Origin of the sequence: Streptomyces sp. NBC_01478, from assembly GCF_036227225.1 — a bacterium.
In the GTDB taxonomy this organism is placed as follows: Bacteria; Actinomycetota; Actinomycetes; order Streptomycetales; family Streptomycetaceae; genus Streptomyces.
In genome coordinates, this window is record NZ_CP109444.1 from 1,278,356 (window position 1) to 1,301,132 (window position 22,777).

A 22,777-nucleotide genomic window follows, 5' to 3' on the forward strand; every position below is an offset into this window, starting at 1 on the left:
CCGTCAACTCGTCTTCATGGCGGCGAAGTCGACGACGTCCTGCGGTGTCAGCCCGGGCTGGATGACACCGGCGTTCTGCAGACTGGTGAGGGCGCGCCGCATCCGTGCCTCGGTGATCAGCCCGATGTTCTCCGCGCCCTCGGCCGTCACGGACGGGGTCATCAGCTTGATCTCCGCGGTCGCGGCGGTGGCGTCCGTCTCCGGATGCTTGGCGTGCAGCAACTTCCCTGCCTCGTCGGGGTGTTGGATCGTGTACTTCAGCGCCTTGAGCAGGGCGGCGCGGAAGCGCTTGACCAGGTCGGGTTGCTTCGCGGCGAGGGAGGCCGTGGTGACGGTCGCGTTGCCGTACAGGTCGGGCAGGTAGGTGCTGTAGGGGAACACCACGACATGCTTCGACCTGGCCTGCACGGTGGCCTTCTCGACGGTGGGCCGGCCGATCAGGAACGTGCTGAGCGCGTCGGCCTTTCCGCTGGCGAGGGCCGGGCCCAACTGGACGGGCTGGACGGCGATCCAGCGGATCTTCGCGGTGTCGATGCCGGCGAGTTTGGCGTAGCCGGGGAAGAGCAGTTGGTTCACGGAGTTGGCGGCGGCCGCGATCCGTTTGCCCTTGAGGTCCTTCGGGGTGGTGATGCCCGAGCCCTGCATCGCCATGATGGAGACGAGGGTGCGCTGGTGGACGGCGAGCACGGCGCGGAAGTCGCGGTAGCCCGTGGAGTTCTGGGCGCCCGCGGAGATCACCGCGCCCGTCAGGTCGAGGCTGGTGAACTGGGCTTTCCCGGAGGCGAGGGCCTTGAGGTTCTCGCCGGTGGCCTTTCCGAGTTCGATCTTCACGTCGATTCCGGCGTCCCGGAAATAGCCCTTCTGCTCGGCCACCCAGGCGAAGGCGTCCCGTCCCGCCGCACCGAAGGCGGTGACGTAGGTGAGGTGGTCCTTGGCCGAACTCGTGCTCTTGGAGGAGGAGTCGGAGTCACAGGCAGCGGCGGCCAGGAGCGTGGCCGCCGCGCAGAACACCGTCACCGTGCGGTACGAGCGGATCATGCGACCTCCCCGGAAGGGGAATGGGTGGGGGGACGGCGGCACTTGGTGGGGCGATATCGCCGGGGTCGCGATCCGCAAAAGCGTACGCGCGCGTGCCACAATCCAGCAGAGCGATTTTCGGTACTCCGCGCACGGCGGCCGACGGGAGTCGACGCGTGATCCAACTACGGGGTGTGTCCAAGGAGTTCACGCATCGGCGGGGTGCCGTCGAAGCGCTTCACGGGATCGAACTGGAGGCGGCCGACGGTGAGTTCGTGGCGGTCGTCGGGCGCAGCGGTTGCGGGAAGTCGACGCTGCTGCGGCTGATCGCCGGGCTGGTGGCGCCGACGCGGGGCGAGGTGCTGATGGGCGGCCGGGCCGTCACCGGGCCGCGCCCCGACTGTGCCGTCCTCTTCCAGCGCCCGGCGCTGCTGCCGTGGCGGTCGGTGCTGGACAATGTGCTGCTGCCTGCGGAGATCTCGGGCGAACGGAGCAACGGAGCACGGAAACAGGCGCTGGGGCTGATCGCGACGATGGGCCTCGACGGCTTCCAGGGACGTCTGCCGCACGAGTTGTCCGGGGGGATGCAGCAGCGGGTGGCGCTGTGCCGGTCGCTCATGCGGCGGCCCCGGGTGCTGCTGATGGACGAGCCGTTCTCCGCGCTCGACGCGCTCACCCGGGACGAGTTGTGCGCCGAGTTGCAGCGGACGCACCGCGAGCATCCGTCCACCGTCGTCCTCGTCACGCACTCGGTGGACGAGGCGGTCATGCTCGCCGACCGGGTGGTCGTCCTCACGCCCCGGCCCGGCCGGATCCGTACGGTCCTCGACATCGCGCTGCCCCGCCCACGCACCCGCACCGAGGCCGGCCAGGCGGAGCAACTGGCCCGCCGGGCGGCCGAGTTGCACGCGCTGCTGCTCGACAGCGAGAGCTGATCCCGGCCACCCCGTCCAGTCCTGCCGTCACTCCCCCGCGAAGGCCTTCTCCAGCGCGGCGAGGTCGAACTTGCCCATCGCCATGAAGGACTCGGTGGCGCGGGCGACCTTCGCCGGGTCCGGGTCGGTGATCATCTCGATGAGCCGGGTGGGGACGACCTGCCAGGACACGCCGAACTTGTCCTTGAGCCAGCCGCACGGGCCGGGCTCGCCGCCGTCGGTGAGCTTGGCCCAGTAGTAGTCGATGTCCTCCTGGTTCTCGCAGGGGATCTGGAAGGAGACCGCCTCGGTGAACTTGAACATCGGGCCGCCGTTCAGCCCGACGAACTTCTGGCCGAAGGCCGTGAACTCGACGGTGAGCACCGAGCCGGCCGGCTGCGGGGCGCCCTCGCCGTAGTGGCTGATGCGGCCGATGCTGGAGTTCTTGAAGATCGACACGTAGAGGTGGGCGGCTTCCTCGGCCTGGCCGTCGAACCAGAGACACGTGGTGAATCCGTCGGTGGTCATGAGCTCCTCCATGGGCTCCAGGGGGCATCGAACACGGTCATCTGTATCGACCCTCGCCCGGCCCGAAACTCATCGGTCGTACGGCCGGACAATCCAGGTGGCCGTTCCGCCGCCCCGAACTAGGCTCGGGCTCCATGACGTCTCCGCAGCCCGACAGCGTCCACCCGTTCCGCATCGACATCCCGCAGGCCGACCTCGACGACCTGCACGCCCGCCTCGACCGCACCCGCTGGCCCGACGAGCTGCCCGGCACGGGCTGGGCGTACGGCGTGCCGGCCGGCTATCTGCGGGAGCTGGTGCGGTACTGGCGACACACGTACGACTGGCGGGCGGCCGAGGCCGAGCTGAACGCGTGGCCACAGTTCACGACCGTCATCGACGGGTCGACCGTCCACTTCGCGCACATCCGCTCCCCCGAGCCTGACGCCACCCCGCTGATCCTCACGCACGGCTGGCCGGGCTCGATCGTCGAATTCCTCGACGTCGTCGGCCTGTTGACCGATCCGGCGGCGCACGGCGGCGATCCGGCCGACGCCTTCCACGTCGTCGTGCCCAGCGTCCCCGGCTTCGGACTGTCCGGGCCGCCGACCGACACCGGTTGGGAGGCGGGCCGGATCGCCGGCGCCTGGGCCGAGCTGATGACCCGGCTCGGCTACGACCGGTTCGGCGCGCAGGGCGGCGACTGGGGCTCGGCGATCTCCCGCGAGCTGGGCCGTGCCCACCCCGACCGGGTCATCGGCGTCCACCTCAACCTGCTGCCGGGCGCGCAGGCCCTCACCGAGCCCACCGCCGAGGAGCTGGACGCGCTCGGCCCCGAGGAGCGGGTGGACGCCCAGGAGTCCTGGCGCCGCTGGACCGCGTGGTCGCGCGAGGGCACCGGATACGCCGTCCTGCACGCCACCCGCCCGCAGACCCTGGCGTACGGCCTCACGGACTCGCCGGTCGGTCAACTCGCCTGGATCGTCGAGAAGTTCAGGGAGTGGACGGACTCGGAGGAGCTGCCCGAGGAGGCCGTGGACCGGGACCGGCTGCTCACCAACGTGATGCTGTACTGGCTGACGGGGACCGCCGGTTCGGCCGCCCGCATCTACTACGAGCGGGCCCACGCCACCGGCGCGCGGGCCGCCGCGCCCACCCTCCCGTCCACCGCCCCCACCGCGCTCGCCGTCTTCCCGGCCGAGATCCAGATCCCGCTCCGCCACAAGGCGGAGCGCACCGAGAACATCGTGCGCTGGACCAAGCTCGACCGGGGCGGCCACTTCGCCGCGATGGAGGAACCGGACCTGTTGGCCGAGGACGTACGGGCCTTCTTCCGGCAGCTCCGCGAGAAGGGCTGACCGCCGGACGGAGCGTGGGAGGACCGGCGCCCGCTCTGCTCGCGGCGAATCTGCTGAGAGCCTAGAAATCCCCAGGCCGGGGCGTTGTCGGCCGACAGTGGAGACAGGTCACGACACCCTCGACAAGGAGTGCCCATGTCTCCACTCACGGCCGGTTTCGCGCCGGCCCTCATGCCACGCGCCGAGGAGGGCGACACCCCGTCGTCCCGCTTCGACGACCACCTCGCCGCCCAACTGCTCGGGCAGCGGATCGTCTTCCTCGGCACACAGGTCGACGAGGTCTCCGCGAACCGGGTCTGCGCCCAGTTGCTGCTCCTGTCCGCGGAGGACCCGCGCACGGACATCAGCCTGTACATCAACAGTCCGGGCGGCTCGGTGACGGCGGGCCTCGCCATCTACGACACGATGCGACTGATCCCGAACGACGTCTCGACGCTGACGATGGGCTTCGCGGCGAGCATGGGCCAGTTCCTGCTGACCGTCGGCACCCACGGCAAGCGCTACGCGCTCCCCCACGCCCGGGTCATGATGCACCAGCCGTCGGCGGGCATCGGCGGCACCACCGCCGACATCGAGATCCAGGCACAGAACCTGGACCACACGAAGAAGACCATCGAACGCCTCACCGCCCAGCACACCGGCCAGACCGAGGAGACCGTCTCCCGCGACGGCGACCGCGACCGCTGGTTCACGGCCGAACAGGCCAAGGAGTACGGCATGGTGGACCAGGTCGTCGCCTCACTGGCCGACGTGCGCCCGGCCGCCTCGAAGCGACGGATGGGACTCTGACATGGGGACGTACACGATTCCGAACGTCGTCGAGCGGACCCCGCAGGGCGAGCGGTCCTACGACGTGTTCAGCCGGCTGCTGTCCGAGCGGATCATCTTCCTCGGCACCGACATCGACGACGGCGTGGCCAACGTCGTCATCGCGCAACTCCTCCATCTGGAGTCGTCGGCCCCGGACCGCGAGCTCGCGATCTACATCAACTCGCCCGGCGGCTCGTTCACTTCGCTCATGGCGATCTACGACACGATGACGTACGTCCAGGCCCCGATCTCGACGTTCTGCGTCGGTCAGGCCGCCTCGACGGCTGCCGTGCTGCTGGCCGGCGGCGACCCCGGACGGCGGTTCGTCCTGGAGCACGCGCGCGTGCTGCTCGGCCAGCCGGCCAGCGGCGGGCAGCGCGGCATGGTCTCCGATCTCGCCCTCCAGGCGAAGGAGATGGTGCGGATCCGCTCCCAGGTCGAGGAGGTGCTGTCCCGGCACACCCACCACGACATCGCCACGCTGCGCGCCGACATGGACCGGGACAAGGTGTTCACCGCTCAGGAGGCCGTGGCGTACGGCCTGGCCGACGAGGTGGTCAGCCGACGCCTCGGCCCGCTCTGAGCATCCGTCAGGCGGCCACCAGGCACAGCCCGTTGTACGGCGAACTCACCCTGCCCTGACGCCTGGTGCGGTGCTGGGTGAGTTCGCTGTGGGCCAGCGACAACAGGTCGCCGAGGTCGAGACCGAGGGCGTGGGCGGCGGCCGCGATGACCTCCGAGGAGGCTTCCTTACGGCCCCGCTCCACCTCCGAGAGATACGGCATGGAGATCCGGGCGGAGTCGGCCACATCCTTCAACGTGCGCTCCTGAGCGAGGCGTTCGCGTCGTAGGACGTCACCGACCAGGTCGCGCCACAGGGGCTCCTTGGGCGCGGGGACGGCCGGCTCCGGCAGGTGAGGGGCCGGCTCGTGCGGGCGCAGCGGGATCACGCGGGCTTGGTTCGGCGCTTGGTTGCTCACCCGCTCAGACTAAAAGCCTTGGACACGAGGGCAAAGGGATCAGCATTCTGCCCTGGGGGGAATCGCCGGAGCGAAAGGTACGAGAACGGTGCTGCGCGACACGTTCGACCGGGCGGCCGAGCGCTACGACCGGGCCCGCCCCCGCTATCCGCGCCCCCTGGTCGACGAACTGGCCCGTCTGACGAACCTCGGCCCGGACAGCCGGGTCCTGGAGATCGCCCCCGGGACGGGTCAACTCACCGTCCCGCTCGCCGAGTTCGGCTGCCGGCTGACCGCGGTCGAGCTGGGGCCGTCGACGGCCGCGGTGGCCCGCCGCAATCTGCGCGCGTTCCCGCGGGTGGACGTGGAGGTCGCGGACTTCGAGCTGTGGCGGCCGCCCGACGAGCCGTTCGACCTCGCGGTGATCGCGACGGCGTACCACTGGCTCGATCCCCGGACCCGGGTGGCGAAGGCGGCCCGCACCCTGCGTCCCGGCGGAACGTTCGCGGTCGTCACCACGCACCATGTGGCGGGCGGCACCCAGGACTTCTTCGACCGGATGCAGCGCTGCTACGAACGCTGGGACCCGGCCACCCCGCCCGGTCTGCGGAGTCCCACCGAGGACGAGACGGCGACGGACACCGGGGAGTTCGAGCGCTCCGCGCACTTCGAGGACGTCACGGTGTGGCGCGGTGCGCGGGAGATCACGTACACGACCGACGAGTACCTGGACGTCCTTCTGACGTATTCGGGTCATCTCGCCATGGACGAGCCCTCGCGCCAGGGCCTCCTGGCCTGCCTCCGCGACCTGCTGGAGACGCGGCACGGCGGCCGGGTCACCAAGCGCTACCTGCACGAGCTGATCACGGCCACCCGGACCGGGGCGTGACCTCGCAGGACGGGCCCTAGCGGCCCTCGCCGGTCAGGCGCACCACGGCGCGCACCCGCTTGCCGACCGGCACCCGTTCGACGCTCACCCGCGCGGCCAGGGCGTTGACTATCTCCAGGCCGTGCCGGCCGATGCGCTCGGGGTCCCGGGCGAAGAGGCGGGGCAGGGCCACGCTGCTGTCGCACACGGACACCGTCACCGAGGTGTCCGTGCCCTCCAGTTCCAGGATGTACGGCCCGTTGCTGTGGCGGTCCGCGTTGGTGACCAACTCGCTGACCACCAGCAGCAGTTCGCCGTCCGACCGGTCGTCGATCGTGGCGCACCACTCGGTTCTGAGCTGTTCCAGGAACTGGTGCGTGAAGTGCCGGGCCGCGGAGATGCAGCCCGGCTCCCCGGTGTAGTGCGCCGCCCGCCGCAGCGGTTCCACGGGCACGTCGAATCGAGTCGGTACCACGGCCCCGTCCCGCTGGTCGATCATGCGTGTCTCTCTCGAAGGCGGCTCTGCCGGTCTGCCGGTCGCTGTCGTACCAGTGCTCGTACCCAGCCCCACGCCCGGCAGTCCCCCCGATCAGAGTGACGGTGAACTCGTCCCCGGCGAAACCGGCGCGCTGACGGTGGACACCGACGCCGACGCGGAGCTAGCCGTCGTGTCGGAGGCGACCGATTCGGGAGCGGACGAGGCGGCCGACGACTCCGTCGAGGGCGTGTCGGGAACCAGAGGTTCGGCGGACGGCGAGGACGGCGACTCCGAGCCCGGGGACTTCGAGGAGGGAGAGGAGGGGGACGACGGCGGGCACGGGCTCGTGGACGTGCCGGGCGTACCGGGCGTTCCCGGCTTGCCGGAGGCCGAAGAGGCGCACGGCGACGGCGAGTTGGAGGACGGTGACGTCGGCGGGGACACGGTCACCGACGGGCTGGCCGGGTTCACCGGCGGCGGGGTCTTGTGGTCGTGCCGCCCCGTGTCGCCGTGGTGACGGCCGAACCAGTCGCCGCTGTGGGGGTCGTAGATCACGAAGATGTTGATGATCTGCGGGGCGGGCGTGACCACGACGACGTTCTGCGGCCGGTACGACGACCAGGTGTCGCCGGTCCGCTTCGGGGTGGTCTGCTGGGCGACGGGCGGCGAGAGCGGGTTGCCGCAGGCGCAGCGCACACGGGGCACGCCGTGGTTGTCGACGAGAACGGCGGTGCCGGCCTGGAGGACGGCCTGGTAGGCGGTGGCGGCGCCGTCGCGGTAGCCGTGGTTGGTGACGCGGGTGTCCATGCGCAGTTGTACGGGGGTGAGTGAGCGCAGATAGGCGGGCACTCCGGCGGGCTGGACGCCGACGACGGACGCGAACGCCTGATTCTTGGACGGGGCCGCCTTCAGGGCCTTGATCTGCTTCTCCACGTCACAACTGGAGACGTTCTGGGTGCCGCCGTAGAGGCCGGGGGCGCCGCCGTCGACGCCGCGGACGGCGTTCGCCGGTTCCGAGGCGGTGGGCGAGGCGGAGACGGGCGGCGCGGAGCTCTCGTTCGCCGTGGACTCCGTGAACGGGTCGGGGCCCGTCTTGGCCGCGGACTGGAGGAAGACCTCGCCCTTGCTCGCCGTGCCGGACGAGCCTCCGTCGGAGCGGGTGATGACGAGAGCCAGGACCACGGCGGCCACCACGGCGGTCGTGAGGACGGCGACGCGTGGCGCGGACTTCCACCAGGGCCGGTGCGGCTCCGGCGCTCCGGTACCGCCGCCGCCCGAGGGCTGCGAGGGCGGGCCCGAAGGCGGCTGGGAGGGTCCCGACAGCGGGCCGGAGGGCGGTCCGGTGGGGCGGCCTGAAGACGGAGGTTCGACGCTCACGAGTTCTTCTTCCCGACGCGGCTCTGGCGGCATGGACGACCATCCGGGCGATTTATGCCGCTTTCTTCACAACGCACCCATTGTGTGCTCCGGTCCCGGTCCGTCCGCAAGCCGACGCGGACGGCCCTCCCGGCGGGCGCGCTCCCCGGGCGCTGCTTAGCGTGGCAGCGTGACCCCCCGAACCCCCTCTGACCAGGCAGTCGCCCGCCACGGCTGGCTCCAGGCGCTGAGCACGGTACTGGCCGGGCTGCTCTCCATGATCGTGGTCGCCGCGCTGGGCCTGTGGGCGGCGGGCGCGGCGGACCTCCCGGACGGCGCGTTCCCCCGGGTCGTCACGGCCACGGTGGTGACGGCCGTCGGCGGCACCGTGAAACTCGCCGGGAACGCCGGCTCCCTGGCGGACACAAAGGCAGGCCTGACCGTCATCCCCCTCTCGGTGACCCTGACCGGCGCCCTGACGACCGCGACGGCTTTCCTACGACCCCTGCGGCACCGCGCGGTCGCCTCGGCCCGCGAACTGGCCGGCTGGGCCGCCCGGATCGCCGTCCTGTGGCTGCTCGGCCTGATCGGACTGGCTCTCGGCGCGCGCCAGAAGTTCTCGGTCTCCCTGGGCAACGGAGCCCTCGGCGACGTCGGCGATCTGCTCGGCGCCTCCCCCGAGGTCGGCTTCGAGGCGGACGTGCCGCAGACCGTGCTGTTCGGTCTGCTGTGGCTGGCGGGGGTGCTGGTCCTGGCCCTCCTGGTGTCCCCCGGCGCGCCCCTCCCCGCCGGCCTCCTCCGCTTCCACGCGTCGGTACGCCCGGCCGCGTACGCCGTGGTGGCCCTGCTCCTCGCCTACGTCGCGCTCGGCGTCGTCCTGGCCCTCGTCACGGCGGCGACACGCGGCAACGTCACCCAGACCTTCGCCCTGATCCTCCTCGGCATGCCGAACCTCGTCTGGCTCACCCTCACGATCGGCCTGGGCGCCACCTGGAACGGCCGGGTCGACGGCCCCTTCGGCCTGCCCATGCCCCACCTGCTGGACGAGGTCCTGCGCACCCCGGACATCTCCACCCTGAACCTGAACTCGATCGCCGCCTACGACGGCAGGGTGTGGTGGCTCCCGGTGGCGAACGCGGTCCTGCTCCTGTCCGCCGCGTTCCTGATGGCCGCCCGCTCACCGTCCCGCGTACACGCCTGGCAGCACGCCGTCCACCTCGCGGTCGCCTTCGCCCTCGCGGTCCTCATGATCTGCCTCGTCGGCCGCGTCTCCGCGCACTACGGCCTCTCCCTCCTCGGCATCGGCGACGTGGGCGGCGGCCTGTCCGGAGACCTGTTCCTGAAGCCGGAGTTGTGGTCGGCGGTGGGGCTGGCCGCGCTGTGGGGACTGGTCGCGGGGTTCCTGGGGGCGTTGCTGGCGAGGCCGGTCCACCGACACGGCGAGATCGAAATTCCCGCGCAGCCGCAACGCCCGTCGTGAGAGGGTGCGCCCACCCGAGGGAAGGGCAGACATGACATTGCCTCTCGAAGACCGCCTGGCCATAACGGAGTTGATCGCACTGCACGGCCACCTGGTCGACGAGGGCGAACTCGACCGCGCCGCCGAGGTGTTCACCCCGGACGTCGAGTACGACGTCACCGACTTCGGCCAGGGCACACTCACCGGCCTCCCCCAACTCGTGGACGCGTCCCTCGCCTTGGGCACCGCGAACCCCGTCGCGCATCACGTCACCAACGTGGTGATCGAGGAGTCGACGGAGGGGCAGGTCCGGGTCAGGTCGAAGGGACTGGGCATCAGAACGGACGGCTCGTGCGGATCGGTCACGTATGTCGACACCGTGGTGCGGGTCGGGGCGGGTTGGCGGATCTCCCGTCGCAAGGTGTCGGCACGCCGGACACCGCTGACGCCGGGGAGTTGAGCGCCCCCTCAGGGGCGCGGGGCTGTATCGATGTGCGGCTCCGCCGCGTGGGCGCGACCGGCCCCCACCGACCCGCAGCCGGTGAACAACCTGTCTCAGCTCCGCCTCCTGAACACCGGCTCGGCCCACCCGGGCGGCGCAACCACCCGCACATCCACCTCGGTCACCGGATGCCCCGCGACGACACCGCCCCGCAACTCCGTCACAAACGCCAGACAGGACTCGTACCGATCATCAGGGCTCTTCGCCAACGCCTTCGCGAAAACCCCGTCGACATGTCCCGGCAGATCCGCCCGATCCTCACTGACCGCCGGCGGCACGTCGTACTGGTGCGCCCAGAGCAGAGCCATGTCGTCGTCGCGACGGAACGGCGGCCGCCCCGCCAGGCTCTCGTAGACGACGCACGCGAGCCCGTACACATCGCACCGCCCGTCCACCGGCCGCCCCGAGATCTGCTCAGGGGCCACGTAGTCCAGCGTGCCGACGAACTGGCCGACCGTCGTGAACCCGGTCAGCGACAGCGACTTCTTCGTCAGGCCGAAGTCGGTGAGGTACACGTGCTCGGGATGGTCGCTGTCGGTGCCCCGAGCCACGAGGATGTTGCCGGGTTTCACGTCCCGGTGGACGAGCCCGTGATCGTGCGCCGCGTCCAGCGCGGACGCGACCTGCGTGGCGATGCGCACCGCCGTCGTAAGCGCCAACGGGCCCTCCCGGTCCAGGAGATGACGCAGATCGCTGCCGGAGACGTAGCGCATCGCGATGTACAGGACGCCGTCCGTCTCGCCCGCCTCGAAGACGGGCACGATGTGCGGATGGTCGATCGCGGCGGCGACCCGGGACTCGTGGGTGAAGCGTTTGCGGAAGGTGTCGTTGCGGGCGAGTTCGGGGGCGAGCAGCTTGAGGGCGACCGTGCGGTCCAGGCGCAGATCGTGGGCGCGGTAGACGACCGCCATGCCGCCGCGGCCGATCTCGCCCTCGATGCGGTAGCCGGCGATCTGCTGCCCGATCAGCTCGGAGGGGCGGCCGGAGAAGAGGCTCGCGTCACGGGCCATCGGAGCCCACGATCTGGGTGGGGGCGTGCCCGGGGTCGGCCGGTTCGGCGCGGGGGCCGTCGTCCGAGGCGTAGGTGCTGAGCCGGGTGCCGTCGCCGTACACCCAGCGCTCGTGGTCGGCGTCGTAGAGCCAGACGGACTCGCCGTCGACGACCACCCCGATCCGCAGGCCCTTGGTGCGGGCCTCGAAGGTCGCGCCGTCGAGGCCGCCGCCCGCGAGGTCCTCGACGGCGGCGCGGTAGCGGGCGATGGCCTGTTCCGCGCGGGCGAGCAGCGGGCGCGGGTCGGCGGTGCGGGTGAGCGGGCCCCCGGCCGCCGGCGGGTCCTGGGAGACCGAGATCAGATGGCGGCCGTCGACCCAGGCGGACCAGCCGTTGGAGCACAGGGCGTGGGCCCAGTCGCCGCGCCGCTCCAGCAACTGGACCGGGAGCAGCGCGTCGAGCGGCACGGTGGGGCGGGCGGGGTCCGGGGCCTCCCAGGCGGGCATCCCGTGCTCGGGGACGACGTGCGTGGGCCGGAAGTCGGCGGTGGTCGTCATCGTGGCGTCCCTATTTCCGCATCACTGCGGGTTCGTGCCGCCGCAGCAGCCGGGACACCAGGAAGCCGAAGAGCAGCGACAGCACGACCAGCATGCCCATGTTGACCAGCCACACCCCGGCCGAGTGCCGGAACATCGGATCGCCGGTCAGCTCACCCGGCACGATCCGGGCCAGCCCGATGGTGCCGGCCATCCCGCCGAGCGCCCAGCGCGAGGGCACCAGCCAGGAGAGCTGTTCCAGGCCGGGTACGCCGTGCAGTTTCAACAGGGCGCCGCAGAAGACCACTTGGACGATGGCGAGCAGCACCAGCAGCGGCATCGTCACCTCCTCCTTGCGCACCATCGCGGAGACCAGCAGACCGAGCATCATCGCGGTGAAGGACAGCAGGGCGACGGCCACGGTGATTTCGATCAGGGGCGGCATCAACACCCCTTTGCCGCCTGGCGCGTTGAGGTCGACGCCGAACAGTCCGACCAGGGTGAGGACCACGGCCTGCGCCACGGTGATCGCGCCCAGGACGACGACCTTGGAGAGCAGATACGCCGATCTGGACAGGCCGACGGCTCGCTCGCGTCGGTAGATCGCGCGTTCCTTGACGAGTTCGCGCACGGCGTTGGCCGCGCCGGTGAGCACGCCGCCGACGCACAGGATGAGCAGCGCGTTCATCGCCGTCTCCCGGGTCAGTTCGCTCCCGGCGAGCGCGCGGGCCATCGCGCCCATGACGAACGGCAGCGCGATCATGATGACGAGGAAGGTCCGGTCGGCGGCGAGGGCCGCGGTGTAGCGGCGGACCAGGGTGCCGAGCTGTGCGCCACGGCTGCGCGGCCGGGGCGGCGGTGCCACGGCGACCGGCCCGGAGCCGAGCTGGTGGGGCTGCGCGGTGGAGTTGCGGATGTACTGGCGCTGGAAGGGCGATTCCGCGAACTCCCGTGCCCAGTCCCGCTCCTGGTCCCGCTCGAAGGCCTCGAAGGCCTCCGGCCAGTGCTCGAAGCCGAAGAAGGCGAGGGCGTCGTCGGGCGGCCCGTAGTAGGCGACCTTGCCACCGGGCGCGAGCACCAGGAGCCGGTCGCACACGTCGAGGCTGAGAACGCTGTGGGTGACGACGATGACGGTACGGCCGTCGTCGGCGAGGCCGCGCAGCATGTGCATCACCGAGCGGTCCATGCCGGGGTCGAGTCCGGAGGTCGGCTCGTCGAGGAAGAGCAGCGAGGGCTTGGTCAGCAGTTCCAGGGCCACGCTGACCCGCTTGCGCTGGCCGCCGGAGAGGCTGTGCACGGGTTGCGCCGCGCGCTGTTCCAGGCCGAGTTCGCGGATGACCTCGTCGACCCTGGCCTGCCGTTCGGCCTTGGCCGTGTCCTGCGGGAAGCGCAGTTCGGCGGCGTACGACAGGGCGCTGTGCACGGTCAGTTGGGCGTGCAGGATGTCGTCCTGCGGGACCAGCCCGATGCGCTGGCGCAGTTCGGCGTAGTCGCGGTAGAGGTCGCGGCCGTCGTAGAGGACGGTGCCGCGGTCGGCGGGGCGCTGGCCGGTGAGCGCGTTGAGGAGGGTGGACTTGCCGGCGCCGCTGGGTCCGACGACGGCGAGCAGGCATTTCTCGCCGACCGGGAACGACACCTGGTCGAGGAGGACCTTGCGGCCGTGGTCGACGGCGACGGTGAGGTCCTGTACGTCGAGGGAGACCTCGCCGGTGTCGACGTACTCCTGCAACTGGTCGCCGACGAGACAGAACGCGGAGTGCCCGATGCCGACGATGTCACCCGGCCCGAGCGGGGCGCGGGCGACGGGCTGGCCGTTGAGGTAGGTGCCGTTGTGGCTGCCGAGGTCGACGATCTCGAACGTGCCGTCCGGCATGGCCCGCAGTTCGGCGTGGCGGCGGGAGACGATCAGGTCGTCGACGACGAGGTCGTTGTCGGCGGCCCGGCCGATGCGGATGGTGCGGGTGGGCAGCGGTCGTACGGTGGTCGGCTGCCGGTAGGTGCCGGTGAAGGCGGGCATGGACACCGCCGAGGGGCGTTCCGGAGCCGGGGGCGGGCGGTCGGCGAGGGTGACGCACGGGCCGTCGGCCGGGCTGCCGAAGCGGATCACGCTGCCGGGGCCGACGCCCCGCTCCTGGACGCGGCGGCCGTCGGCGTAGGTGCCGTTCGTGCTGTGCTCGTCCTCCAGCGTCCAGTGGTCGGCCTCGGGGCGCAGGACCGCGTGGTGCCAGGAGACCCGGGCGTCGTCGATGACGATGTCGCTCAGCGGATCGCGTCCCACGTGGTAGTCGTGGCTCGGGGTCATGACCGTGGAGCCCGACTCCGTCTCCAGGAGGAGTTCGGGCGCGGTCGGCACCATCGGCCGCTCTGGCATGCCCCTGATTCTACCGATTCGTCCACTCGTGCGCCCGGCCAGCGGTCAGGGGTGTGCGACGGGCGACACGTGTCAGGCGACGGGGACGACCAGTGCCGGAACGGTCCGCTGCATCCGGAGGGCGTCGACGGACTCGGCGAGCAGCTCGTACTCGGTCGTCTCGTCGCTGATGGCGATCTGCACCAGCCGGCCGGCCGCCAACTCGTAGGCCACCTGCTCCTGTTGGCCGACATCGCGGGACCATGTGCGCAGCGCCTTGGGCACGTCGGGGGCCGTGTCGGAGACCGGTACCAGGGCACCCCTGGGGAAGCGCGGGTTCTCCGGTTGCGGGTCGAGCCGGTCCGCCATCCAGGCCGCGCGGTCCCGTAACCACCACAGCGCGAGCGCCAGCGTGGGAGCACGATAGGTTCCCAGGGGCACTCCGACGCGCTGTCCGTCGCAGGTACCGTACGCGGTGACATGGCACAGGAATTCGTCGTGCACGATCACTCCCCCGTCGCGTGTCTCGAATGCCGGTCGGGCCTCGCTTTCCATGCGGCTCTGGCTGGCGGCTCGGGTGGCTCAGGTGGTGCGCACGATGGCGGATTCGCATCGTGAAGTTATGCCCTAGCAGACGAGTATGTTCACTCCTGAAACACTGTCACCACGACTTTTTAGCCACTCTCTTGGCATATTCACAGCCTTCAATGGCCGAAAAGCTTCGGAGCCCTTTTCGGGGCCCCTTTTGCGGTGGTTTCCCGCCGTCATTACCCGAGGAGTAATCGACGCTTCGTACGGTCCCCGGCAGGGTTGAGGCACCGGGTCGGCAGGAATCGAGATCCGGATCCCGACCAGTTCGAACGACCTCACTGGAGGCTGATTCACCATGTCCGCGAACACCGACCGGTACGAGAACGCCGTCGCCCGCTACTTCGAGGCCTGGAACGCGGGCGAACCGGAGGCGCTGGCGAAGGCGGTCGCCGCCGCCTGGTCCGTCGAGGGTACGTACACCGACCCGCTGGCGACAGTCTCCGGGCACCCGGAGATCGCCGGGCTCATCGCCGGGGCGCACGAGCGGTTCCCGGGGTTCGTCTTCCGTCCACTGGGTGCCGTCGACGGGCACCACGACACCGCGCGCTTCGCCTGGGAGCTGGTGAGCGTGGCCGACGGGGCGGCGCCCGTCGCCGGTTTCGACGTGATCACGCTGGACGCGGACGGCCGTATCCGCTCCGTGCTCGGCTTTCTCGACCGGGTGCCCGCCGGGGTCTGAGGGCCGGTGTCCGCGACGAGTTTTCCCCGGCTCGAAGAACGGCTCAACTCCTGGCCAGGGATTCCTCGCGGTACCGTCGCGGCGCCACCCCGACCGCCCTTTTGAAGGCATTGCTGAAGGCGCTCTCGGAGGTGTAGCCGACGGACCGGGCGAGCGCGCCGACCGGGGCCGTGTCCTGGCGGAGGGCGCGGGCGGCCAGGTTCATGCGCCAGTTCAGCAGATACGTCAGGGGCGGCACCCCGGCCGCCTCCTTGAACCGTACGGCGAACGTGGTGCGGGACATCGCGGCCGCCCGGGCCAGCTCCTTCAACTGCCAGGGGTGGGCAGGGTCGCCGTGCATCAGGCGCAGGGCGGGGGCGAGCCGGTCGTCGGCGAGGGCGCGCAGCCAGCCGGGCGGCAGCCCGTCCGCGTCGGTCAGGCAGACCCTGAGCACCTGCACGAACATGAGTTGCGCGAGCTGCGCCGAGACGAACTCCACCCCGGCCCGGCGCGTGCGCATCTCGGCCGCCAACTGCCCGATGAGCCACCGCAGTACGTCGGCCTCGGCCGAGTCGGCCCGCACATGGACGAGCTCCGGCAGCGCCCGGCGCAGCAGGTCGCCGCGGTCGCGGCTCAGGTCGATGTGCCCGGACACACAGGCCACGTCCACCGCCTCGCCCTGCCCGAGCCGCCCCATCCGGGTCTCCGGGTCCATGACGACGTCGCCGGAGTCGGTCGGCTCGACACCGGGCCGGCTGCACAGCGTGTACGGCTGCCCGCCGTCGGAGATCACGACGTCCCCCTCGGCGAGCCGCAGCGGCTCGCCGCCGTCGTCCCGGACCAGCAGACAGCCGCCCCGCACCACGGCGTTCACCTTCAGCCGGTCGCGTCCGCGAAGCTGGATGGCCCAGTCGCCGCCGGCCGTGAACCCGCCGGAGAACACACTGCGGGCATCGGCGACGGCGAGGGCGTCGGACAGGGGATCCACAGTCATGCTCGAACTATCACGCAAGTTATACGGATTCTCAAGTATTCATCGTACGGATCCGTCGACCTACGGTGGTCTCACCAGCTCAAGCTGACGAGGAGAGAGCAGACATGACCACCACCGCACAGCAGCCCCTGAACTCCGGCTTCGGCGCCGTGTCCACCGCCGAGGAGGTGATCAAGGGCATCGACCTGACCGGCAAGGTCGCGATCGTCACCGGCGGCTACTCCGGCATCGGCCTGGAGACGGCCCGCGTGCTGCGCGCCGCCGGGGCCGACATCGTCGTACCGGCGAGGGACGTGGAGCGGGCCCGGACGGCGCTGAAGGCCGTCCCCGGAGCCGAGGTCGAATACCTGGACCTGCTGGACCCGGCGTCCATCGACACCTTCGCGGAGAAGTTCCTCGCCTCCGGGCGCCCGCTGCATCTCCTGGTCAACAACGCCGGGATCATGGCGACCCCGCCGGCGCGGGACGCGCGCGGCTACGAGGCCCAGTTCGCCATCAACCACCTGGGGCACTTCCAGCTCACCACCCGGCTGTGGCCGGCGCTGGTCGCGGCGAAGGGCGCGCGGGTCGTGGTGCTGTCCTCGCGGGGCATCCGCTTCGCCGGCGTCGACTTCGACGACCTGAACTTCGAGCACCGGACCTACGAGCCGTTCCTCGCCTACGGCCAGTCGAAGACGGCCAACGCCCTCTTCGCCGTCGAGGTGGACCGGCGCGGCAAGGAGCACGGCATCCGCGCCTTCGCCGTGCACCCGGGCCTGATCATCGACACCGGGCTGGTCAAGCACATCGACCCGGCGATGCTCCAGGCCGCGGGCGCGCTCGACAGCGCGGGCGAGCCGATCCGCGACCCGGAGCGGCAGATGAAGACCGTGCAGCAGGGCGCGGCCACCAGCGTCTGGTGCGCGACCAGCCCGCGGCTCGACGGTCTCGGCGGGGTCTACTGCGAGAACGTCGACATCACCCCGCTGGTGACCCCCGAGAACGAGGCCGCCTGGGCCACCGGGGACACGATCCCGGGGGTGCTCTCCCGCGCCGTGGACCCGGAGGCGGCGGCCCGTCTCTGGGAGGTCAGCGAGCGGCTCGTCGCCTGACGGTCGCGGAGCCGCTCACGCCCCCACGGTCGCGATGCGGCTTACGGCCTGACGATCGCGTCGATGCGGGCCAGCTCGTCGGCGTCGAAGTCCAGGTTGCGGGTGGCCGCGACGCTGTCCTCGATCTGCTGCGGGCTGCTCGCGCCGACCAGCGCGGAGGTCACCCGGCCGCCGCGCAACACCCAGGCCAGGGCGAGCTGGGCGAGGGTCTGACCGCGTCCCTTGGCGATGTCGTCGAGGGCGCGCAGTCGGCCCACCAGGTCCTCGGTGACGGCGTCGGAGTTCAGGAACGGGCTGTCGCTCGCCGCCCGCGACCCCTCCGGGATGCCGTCGAGGTAGCGGGCGCTGAGCAGCCCCTGCTCCAGCGGGGAGAAGACGATGGAGCCGACCTGCAGCTCGTCGAGGGCGTCGAGCAGACCCTCGTCCTCGGGGCGGCGGTCGAGCATCGAGTAGCGCGGCTGGTGGATGAGGAGCGGGGTGCCCAGCTCGCCCAGGATGCGGGCGGCCTCCCGGGTCTGCTCCGCCGAGTAGTTGGAGATGCCGACGTAGAGCGCCTTGCCCTGCTGGACCGCCGAGTGCAGGGCGCCCATCGTCTCCTCCAGGGGAGTCTCCGGGTCGGGGCGGTGCGAGTAGAAGATGTCGACGTAGTCCAGGCCCATCCGGCTCAGGCTCTGGTCCAGCGAGGACAGCACGTACTTCCGCGAACCCCACTCGCCGTACGGGCCGGGCCACATCAGATAGCCGGCCTTGGTGGAGATCACCAGCTCGTCGCGGTACGGCCCGAAGTCCGCCTTGAGCGCCTCGCCGAGGGCGGACTCGGCGGCGCCGGGCGGCGGGCCGTAGTTGTTGGCCAGGTCGAAGTGGGTGACGCCGAGGTCGAAGGCGCGGCGCAGGATGGCGCGCTGGGTGTCGACCGGGCGGTCGGGCCCGAAGTTGTGCCACAGGCCGAGCGAGATCGCGGGGAGCTTCAGACCGCTGCGTCCGGTGCGCCGGTAGGGCAGGTCCGCGTAGCGGTCGGGGTGTGCGGTGTACAACGCGACTCCAGAGGGGTTGGCACACGGGATACCGGTTCCAGGGAACCGTCGTCCACTCTGTCCGACCTGCGGGCAGTGGTCCAACAGAAGAATCCGATGGAATTCAGCGGTTACGCTTCTCAATCATGGAGCTGCGTCATCTTCAGCATTTCATCGCCGTCGCCGAGGACCACCACTTCACCCGGGCGGCCGAGCGGCTGATGGTGTCCCAGTCGGGTCTTTCGGCGTCGATCCGCGCCCTGGAGCGGGAGTTGCAGACCCCGTTGTTCGTGCGCACCACGCGCCGGGTCACGCTCACGGAGGCCGGCCGGGCGCTGCTCGGGGAGGCGGAGCGCATTCTGGCGCAGGTGCGGTCGGCGCACGAGGCGGTGGCCGCGGTGCAGGGCGTGCTGCGCGGCACCCTCGCGCTGGGCACCGAGCAGTGCATCGCCGGGGTGCATGTGGCCGGGCTGCTCGCCACGTTCCGGCGTCGGCACCCGGATGTGGAGATCCGGCTGCGGCAGGCGGGCTCCGGGGCGCTGGCGGAGGAGGTCGCGGCCGGGCGCCTCGACCTGGCCTTCGCCTACCGCACCCAGGCGGACACCGACCAACTGCGCTCGGTGTCGATCACCAGTGAGCCGATGACCGTGCTGTGCCATCCCAGCCACCGGCTCGCGCGGACCGGTGCGGCGGTGACTCCGGACGACCTCGGCGGCGAGGTCTTCGTCGACTTCCACCCGGACTGGGCCTCGCGGCGCACCACGGACGCCGTCTTCGCCGCGGCGGGCGTACGCCGGACCGTCGCACTGGAGGTCAATGACGTGCACAGCCTCCTGGACCTGGTCGACGAGAACCTCGGTGTCGCGGTGGTCCCCCAGCACTTCCGCCACAAGCGCGAGTCCCTCACCGCACTCCCCCTCAAGGGGACCGGCGAGGAGGTGTACGAGACGGTGGCGCTGCTGCCGCCCCCACAGGCCACCAGTCCGGCGGCAAGGGCGCTCATGACACTCCTCGAAACCGGGACTCCGGCCGCGTGAGAGACGGCGATGCGCAATGGTGGTCGTATGCATGCCAACGACATCCTCATTGACGCGTACGGCCGCGTCCAGGAAGAAGTCCATGCCGCACTCGACGGCCTGACACCGGACCAACTGCACGCACGCGTGGCCGCCGACGCCAACTCCATCGCCTGGCTGGTCTGGCATCTCACCCGCGTCCAGGACGACCATGTCGCCGACGCCGCCGGCCTCGACCAGGTGTGGCTCACGCAGGGCTGGGAGAAGCGCTTCGGCCTCGATCTGCCGCCCCAGGACACGGGATACGGCCACACCTCCACGCAGGTCGGCAAGGTGCGGGTCGAGTCGGCCGGGCAACTGACCGGGTACTACGACGCCGTGCACGAGCAGACCCTGGAGTATCTGCGCGGGCTGGCCCCGGAGGACTACGAGCGGATCGTGGACGAGCGCTGGGACCCGCCGGTCAGTCTCGGCGTACGGCTGGTCAGCGTCCTGTCCGACGACCTGGAGCACGTCGGACAGGCCGCGTATGTGCGGGGGCTGCTTCAGAGCGCGGAGGCGTAACCCGGCAGGACGACGTCCTCGATGAGGGCCTTGCGCTCGTCGTACGGGACGAACGCGCTCTTGAGGGCGTTCACCGTGACCGTGCGCAGGTCCTCGACCGTCCAGCCCGCCTCCTCGACCAGGAGGGACATCTCGCGCGTCATCGTCGTACCGGACACCAGTCGGTTGTCGGTGTTGAGGGTGACGCGGAAGCCGAGGTCCTTCAGGGCGGTGATCGGATGCTCGGCGATCGAAGTGGCCGCGCCCGTCTGGAGGTTGGAGGTCGGACACATCTCCAGGGCGATACGGCGGTCCCGGACCCAGCCCGCGAGGCGGCCGAGCTTGCCGTCGACGATGTCCTCGGTGATGCGGACGCCGTGCCCGATGCGCTGGGCGCCGCACACCTGGAGCGCCTGGTGGATGCTGGGCAGGCCGTGCGCCTCACCGGCGTGGATGGTGAACGGGACGCTCTCGCGGCGCAGGTGCTCGAAGGCGGCGAGGTGGTCGGCGGGCGGGAAGCCGTCCTCGGCACCGGCGATGTCGAAGCCGACGACACCGGCGTCCCGGAAGGCCACCGCGAGGGCGGCGGCCTCGCCGACCCGGTCGAACATCCGCATCCCGCACAGCAACGTCCGCACCTGCACCGGCGTTCCGGCCGCAGCGGCCTTGGCCATACCGGCCGCGAGCCCCTCCTGGACGGTCTCGACGACCTCGCTGAGCGTGAGCCCGCCGTTGGTGTTCAGCTCGGGGGCGTAGCGCACCTCGCCGTAGACGACGCCGTCGGCGGCCAGGTCGAGGACGTACTCCTCGGCGGTGCGCAGCAGGCCCTCGCGGTTCTGCAGCACGGCGAGGGTGTGCTCGAAGGTGGCGATGTAGCGCACCAGGTCACCGGAGTTGGCGGCGTCGAAGTACCAGGCGGCGAGCTCGTCCGGGTCGGTGGTCGGCAGGGTGTGCCCGACCGTTTCCGCGAGCTCCACCACGGTGGCCGGGCGCAGGCCGCCGTCGAGGTGGTCGTGCAGCACGGCCTTGGGGAGCCGGCGGATGGTCTCGGAGTCTATGCGCGTAGAAGTCATGTGCGGTCGTTCCTCGACGGTTCTCGGGTGAGCGGGTTCGGGTCAGGCGGCGGGCTGGAGCAGGTCCCAGCGGTTTCCGTACAGGTCCTGGAAAACGGCGACCGAGCCGTACGGCTCGTGGCGCGGCTCCTCCAGGAAGGTCACGCCCGCGGCGAGCATGCGGGCGTGGTCGCGGGCGAAGTCGTCGGTGTGCAGGAAGAACCCGACCCGGCCGCCGGTCTGGTCACCGACCCGGCCGCGCTGGTCCTCGCCCTTGGCGCGGGCGAGCAGCAGTCCGGTACCGGAGCCGTCCGCACCCGGCGGCGCGACGACGACCCAGCGGGAGCCGTCGGGACGCGCCTCGTCCTCGACGAGCCGGAAGCCGAGGGCTTCGGTGTAGAAGCGGATCGCCTCGTCGTAGTCGTCGACGACGAGGGTGACCAGGGCGATACGGCTCATCGGGGGGTCTCCGTGCGGGTTCCGGTCGGCGGGATTGACGGGTGACGTTATACGTAAAACTTCTCGCGCGCCAGTCGTATTCCGGCGCACCGGCCCACCGGACCCACGGGGCTTCGCCCCTCGCCGACGGTCACCCCTCGCCGGACTCGAGAAGGTCGCGCAGCACCCGCTCGTCGTCGGGGCTGAGCTGAGCGACGAATCGGGCGAGCACCGTCTCCCGGTCGCCGTCCCGGTCGAGTTCCGTGTGCATACGGCGGGCCGTGAGCCCCTGCGCGTCCTGCACCGGGAAGTAGGCGTAGCCACGGCCCTGGCGCCGGCGGTCCACGACACCCTTGTCGTGCAGCCGGGTCAGGATCGTCGTCACCGTGGTGCGGGCCAGGCCCACGCCGAGGCTCACCTGCACCTCCCCGGGGGTCTGCGGGTCACCGGCGGCCCAGAGGGCGGCCATGACGGTGGCCTCCAGCTCACCCGCCGGTCGGCGTTCGTCCTTCTCGTCGGACATGGGAACGATCCTCACCCCGTCTTCGTCTACAGTCCGGTAGACCGTCTACAGAATTGTAGTCACTCGGGTGCCGTCTCGTCACCGCGCCCGTGTGCCCGTCTCCGCCCGCCCATTATGGAAGGACCGTCGACGATGACCGCAGGGCTTCGCACACTCGTCCCCGCGCGCGTGTCGACGGGCTTCCACGGATACCGGCGCTCCGCCTCCGCCCAGGCCCTACGACGGAAGCGCGCCACGATGCGTCCCCTGGCCGCCGGGGCTCCCTCGGTACCCCGTCTGCTCGCCCTGCTCCGCCGCCACCTGGGCCGGGCCGTCGCCGTGACGTACCTCGCCGCGGCGGTGCTGCCCGGCCCCGGCCTGCGGCTGAGGCACCCGCACGCGACGGGCATCGCCGAACTGCCGCCGCGGGCACCCCAGTTGCTCCTCGCCCTGGTCCTGTTCGGGGCCGGCCTCCAGGTGCCGCTGCGTGAGCTGCGATGGCTGTCACGGCACCCGGACGCACTCCTGGCGGGCCTCGCGCTGCACCTCGACGCCCGGGCCGGTGCCTCGGTGACGCCGGCCCGCGGGATGAACAACTGCAGCGCGAGCGCGGTGCTGATCACGACGCCCCTGCCCGACCGTCCGCACAACCTGCTGCCGGTGCCGGCGTACGGACTGCTGCAGAAGGTGGCCGCCGGGCGGGTGGTCCGTACCGGACAGGAGGCGAACCCCGCGCCCGGCGGCATCGGGTAGCCGTCGGAGGGGCCGGAGCGA

26 protein-coding genes are annotated in these 22,777 nt (G+C 71.1%); 12 read left to right on the forward strand and 14 right to left on the reverse strand.

What is annotated here, in order from left to right:
• Window positions 1-3: 3 nt before the first annotated feature.
• Window positions 4-1,038, reverse strand: coding sequence for an ABC transporter substrate-binding protein (locus OG223_RS05720; RefSeq protein WP_329243286.1), 1,035 nt, complete (start codon window positions 1,036-1,038; stop codon window positions 4-6).
• Between the two features lie 155 nt (window positions 1,039-1,193).
• Here OG223_RS05720 and OG223_RS05725 point away from each other — a divergent pair, with 155 nt between their 5' ends.
• Window positions 1,194-1,952, forward strand: coding sequence for an ABC transporter ATP-binding protein (locus OG223_RS05725; protein ID WP_329243288.1), 759 nt, complete (start codon window positions 1,194-1,196; stop codon window positions 1,950-1,952).
• A gap of 27 nt (window positions 1,953-1,979) precedes the next feature.
• On the opposite strand, the gene OG223_RS05730 is transcribed toward OG223_RS05725, so the two are convergent.
• Window positions 1,980-2,459: a VOC family protein gene (locus OG223_RS05730; protein WP_329243291.1), complete on the reverse strand. Its 480-nt coding sequence runs from the start codon at window positions 2,457-2,459 to the stop codon at window positions 1,980-1,982.
• A 134-nt stretch (window positions 2,460-2,593) separates the two neighbouring features.
• Between OG223_RS05730 and OG223_RS05735 the strand changes: the two genes are divergently transcribed.
• From OG223_RS05735 to OG223_RS05745, 3 genes are all read left to right on the forward strand, one after another.
• Window positions 2,594-3,796, forward strand: coding sequence for an epoxide hydrolase family protein (locus tag OG223_RS05735; protein WP_329243293.1), 1,203 nt, complete (start codon window positions 2,594-2,596; stop codon window positions 3,794-3,796).
• 135 nt (window positions 3,797-3,931) lie between these two features.
• Entirely contained in the window at window positions 3,932-4,585 is a 654-nt protein-coding gene (locus tag OG223_RS05740; RefSeq protein ID WP_329243296.1) for a ClpP family protease, read from the forward strand.
• 1 nt (window position 4,586) lies between these two features.
• Window positions 4,587-5,189 carry a ClpP family protease gene (locus OG223_RS05745; RefSeq protein WP_329243299.1) on the forward strand — a complete coding sequence of 201 codons (603 nt, stop codon included), beginning with the start codon at window positions 4,587-4,589 and terminating at the stop codon, window positions 5,187-5,189.
• A 7-nt stretch (window positions 5,190-5,196) separates the two neighbouring features.
• On the opposite strand, the gene OG223_RS05750 is transcribed toward OG223_RS05745, so the two are convergent.
• Window positions 5,197-5,586 (reverse strand): helix-turn-helix domain-containing protein, encoded by a 390-nt coding sequence (locus OG223_RS05750; protein ID WP_329243302.1) that lies wholly within the window; start codon window positions 5,584-5,586, stop codon window positions 5,197-5,199.
• Between the two features lie 88 nt (window positions 5,587-5,674).
• On the opposite strand from OG223_RS05750, the gene OG223_RS05755 reads away from it, so the two are divergent.
• Window positions 5,675-6,454, forward strand: coding sequence for a class I SAM-dependent methyltransferase (locus OG223_RS05755; protein WP_329243305.1), 780 nt, complete (start codon window positions 5,675-5,677; stop codon window positions 6,452-6,454).
• Window positions 6,455-6,470: 16 nt separating this feature from the next.
• Here the strand turns inward: OG223_RS05755 and OG223_RS05760 are convergent, their stop codons facing one another.
• Both OG223_RS05760 and OG223_RS05765 read right to left on the reverse strand, forming a co-directional pair.
• Window positions 6,471-6,932 carry an ATP-binding protein gene (locus tag OG223_RS05760; protein ID WP_329243307.1) on the reverse strand — a complete coding sequence of 154 codons (462 nt, stop codon included), beginning with the start codon at window positions 6,930-6,932 and terminating at the stop codon, window positions 6,471-6,473.
• A gap of 90 nt (window positions 6,933-7,022) precedes the next feature.
• Window positions 7,023-8,288 carry a DUF6777 domain-containing protein gene (locus OG223_RS05765; protein ID WP_329243309.1) on the reverse strand — a complete coding sequence of 422 codons (1,266 nt, stop codon included), beginning with the start codon at window positions 8,286-8,288 and terminating at the stop codon, window positions 7,023-7,025.
• Between the two features lie 169 nt (window positions 8,289-8,457).
• On the opposite strand from OG223_RS05765, the gene OG223_RS05770 reads away from it, so the two are divergent.
• A complete protein-coding gene (locus tag OG223_RS05770) occupies window positions 8,458-9,747 on the forward strand; it encodes a streptophobe family protein (protein ID WP_329243312.1) in 1,290 nt (429 codons plus the stop codon).
• A gap of 31 nt (window positions 9,748-9,778) precedes the next feature.
• Window positions 9,779-10,186, forward strand: coding sequence for a nuclear transport factor 2 family protein (locus OG223_RS05775; protein ID WP_329243314.1), 408 nt, complete (start codon window positions 9,779-9,781; stop codon window positions 10,184-10,186).
• Window positions 10,187-10,281: 95 nt separating this feature from the next.
• On the opposite strand, the gene OG223_RS05780 is transcribed toward OG223_RS05775, so the two are convergent.
• The 4 genes from OG223_RS05780 to OG223_RS05795 all read right to left on the reverse strand — a co-directional run bounded on the left by OG223_RS05780 (window position 10,282) and on the right by OG223_RS05795 (window position 14,609).
• Window positions 10,282-11,238 carry a serine/threonine-protein kinase gene (locus tag OG223_RS05780; protein WP_329243317.1) on the reverse strand — a complete coding sequence of 319 codons (957 nt, stop codon included), beginning with the start codon at window positions 11,236-11,238 and terminating at the stop codon, window positions 10,282-10,284.
• Entirely contained in the window at window positions 11,228-11,776 is a 549-nt protein-coding gene (locus OG223_RS05785; RefSeq protein ID WP_329243320.1) for a hypothetical protein, read from the reverse strand. The genes OG223_RS05780 and OG223_RS05785 overlap by 11 nt, the downstream gene beginning before the upstream one ends.
• Before the next feature lie 10 nt (window positions 11,777-11,786).
• A complete protein-coding gene (locus OG223_RS05790) occupies window positions 11,787-14,126 on the reverse strand; it encodes an ABC transporter ATP-binding protein/permease (RefSeq protein ID WP_329243323.1) in 2,340 nt (779 codons plus the stop codon).
• Window positions 14,127-14,198: 72 nt separating this feature from the next.
• Window positions 14,199-14,609, reverse strand: a complete 411-nt coding sequence (locus OG223_RS05795) for a hypothetical protein (RefSeq protein ID WP_329243326.1) — start codon at window positions 14,607-14,609, stop codon at window positions 14,199-14,201.
• Window positions 14,610-14,991: 382 nt separating this feature from the next.
• On the opposite strand from OG223_RS05795, the gene OG223_RS05800 reads away from it, so the two are divergent.
• Window positions 14,992-15,375, forward strand: a complete 384-nt coding sequence (locus OG223_RS05800; RefSeq protein WP_329243329.1) for a nuclear transport factor 2 family protein — start codon at window positions 14,992-14,994, stop codon at window positions 15,373-15,375.
• Between the two features lie 43 nt (window positions 15,376-15,418).
• Here OG223_RS05800 and OG223_RS05805 read toward each other — a convergent pair whose 3' ends face one another.
• On the reverse strand, window positions 15,419-16,348 hold the full coding sequence (locus OG223_RS05805) for an AraC family transcriptional regulator (protein WP_329243333.1): 930 nt from the start codon (window positions 16,346-16,348) through the stop codon (window positions 15,419-15,421).
• A gap of 104 nt (window positions 16,349-16,452) precedes the next feature.
• On the opposite strand from OG223_RS05805, the gene OG223_RS05810 reads away from it, so the two are divergent.
• Window positions 16,453-17,439: an oxidoreductase gene (locus tag OG223_RS05810; protein ID WP_329243336.1), complete on the forward strand. Its 987-nt coding sequence runs from the start codon at window positions 16,453-16,455 to the stop codon at window positions 17,437-17,439.
• A 41-nt stretch (window positions 17,440-17,480) separates the two neighbouring features.
• Here the strand turns inward: OG223_RS05810 and OG223_RS05815 are convergent, their stop codons facing one another.
• Window positions 17,481-18,473: an aldo/keto reductase gene (locus OG223_RS05815; protein WP_329243338.1), complete on the reverse strand. Its 993-nt coding sequence runs from the start codon at window positions 18,471-18,473 to the stop codon at window positions 17,481-17,483.
• Between the two features lie 125 nt (window positions 18,474-18,598).
• Here OG223_RS05815 and OG223_RS05820 point away from each other — a divergent pair, with 125 nt between their 5' ends.
• Window positions 18,599-19,489: a LysR substrate-binding domain-containing protein gene (locus tag OG223_RS05820; protein ID WP_200677709.1), complete on the forward strand. Its 891-nt coding sequence runs from the start codon at window positions 18,599-18,601 to the stop codon at window positions 19,487-19,489.
• Window positions 19,490-19,516: 27 nt separating this feature from the next.
• Window positions 19,517-20,032 carry a mycothiol transferase gene (locus tag OG223_RS05825; RefSeq protein WP_329243342.1) on the forward strand — a complete coding sequence of 172 codons (516 nt, stop codon included), beginning with the start codon at window positions 19,517-19,519 and terminating at the stop codon, window positions 20,030-20,032.
• Here OG223_RS05825 and OG223_RS05830 read toward each other — a convergent pair.
• From OG223_RS05830 to OG223_RS05840, 3 genes are all read right to left on the reverse strand, one after another.
• Window positions 20,014-21,084 carry an adenosine deaminase gene (locus tag OG223_RS05830; protein ID WP_329243345.1) on the reverse strand — a complete coding sequence of 357 codons (1,071 nt, stop codon included), beginning with the start codon at window positions 21,082-21,084 and terminating at the stop codon, window positions 20,014-20,016. The two genes, OG223_RS05825 and OG223_RS05830, sit on opposite strands and share 19 nt — an antisense overlap.
• A 42-nt stretch (window positions 21,085-21,126) precedes the next feature.
• The gene (locus tag OG223_RS05835) at window positions 21,127-21,522 is read right to left on the reverse strand and encodes a VOC family protein (protein ID WP_329243348.1); all 396 of its coding nucleotides are present in this window, start codon (window positions 21,520-21,522) and stop codon (window positions 21,127-21,129) included.
• Between the two features lie 130 nt (window positions 21,523-21,652).
• On the reverse strand, window positions 21,653-22,024 hold the full coding sequence (locus tag OG223_RS05840; protein WP_329243351.1) for a BlaI/MecI/CopY family transcriptional regulator: 372 nt from the start codon (window positions 22,022-22,024) through the stop codon (window positions 21,653-21,655).
• Window positions 22,025-22,156: 132 nt separating this feature from the next.
• Between OG223_RS05840 and OG223_RS05845 the strand changes: the two genes are divergently transcribed.
• Entirely contained in the window at window positions 22,157-22,756 is a 600-nt protein-coding gene (locus OG223_RS05845) for a hypothetical protein (protein ID WP_329243353.1), read from the forward strand.
• Window positions 22,757-22,777 lie beyond the last annotated feature (21 nt).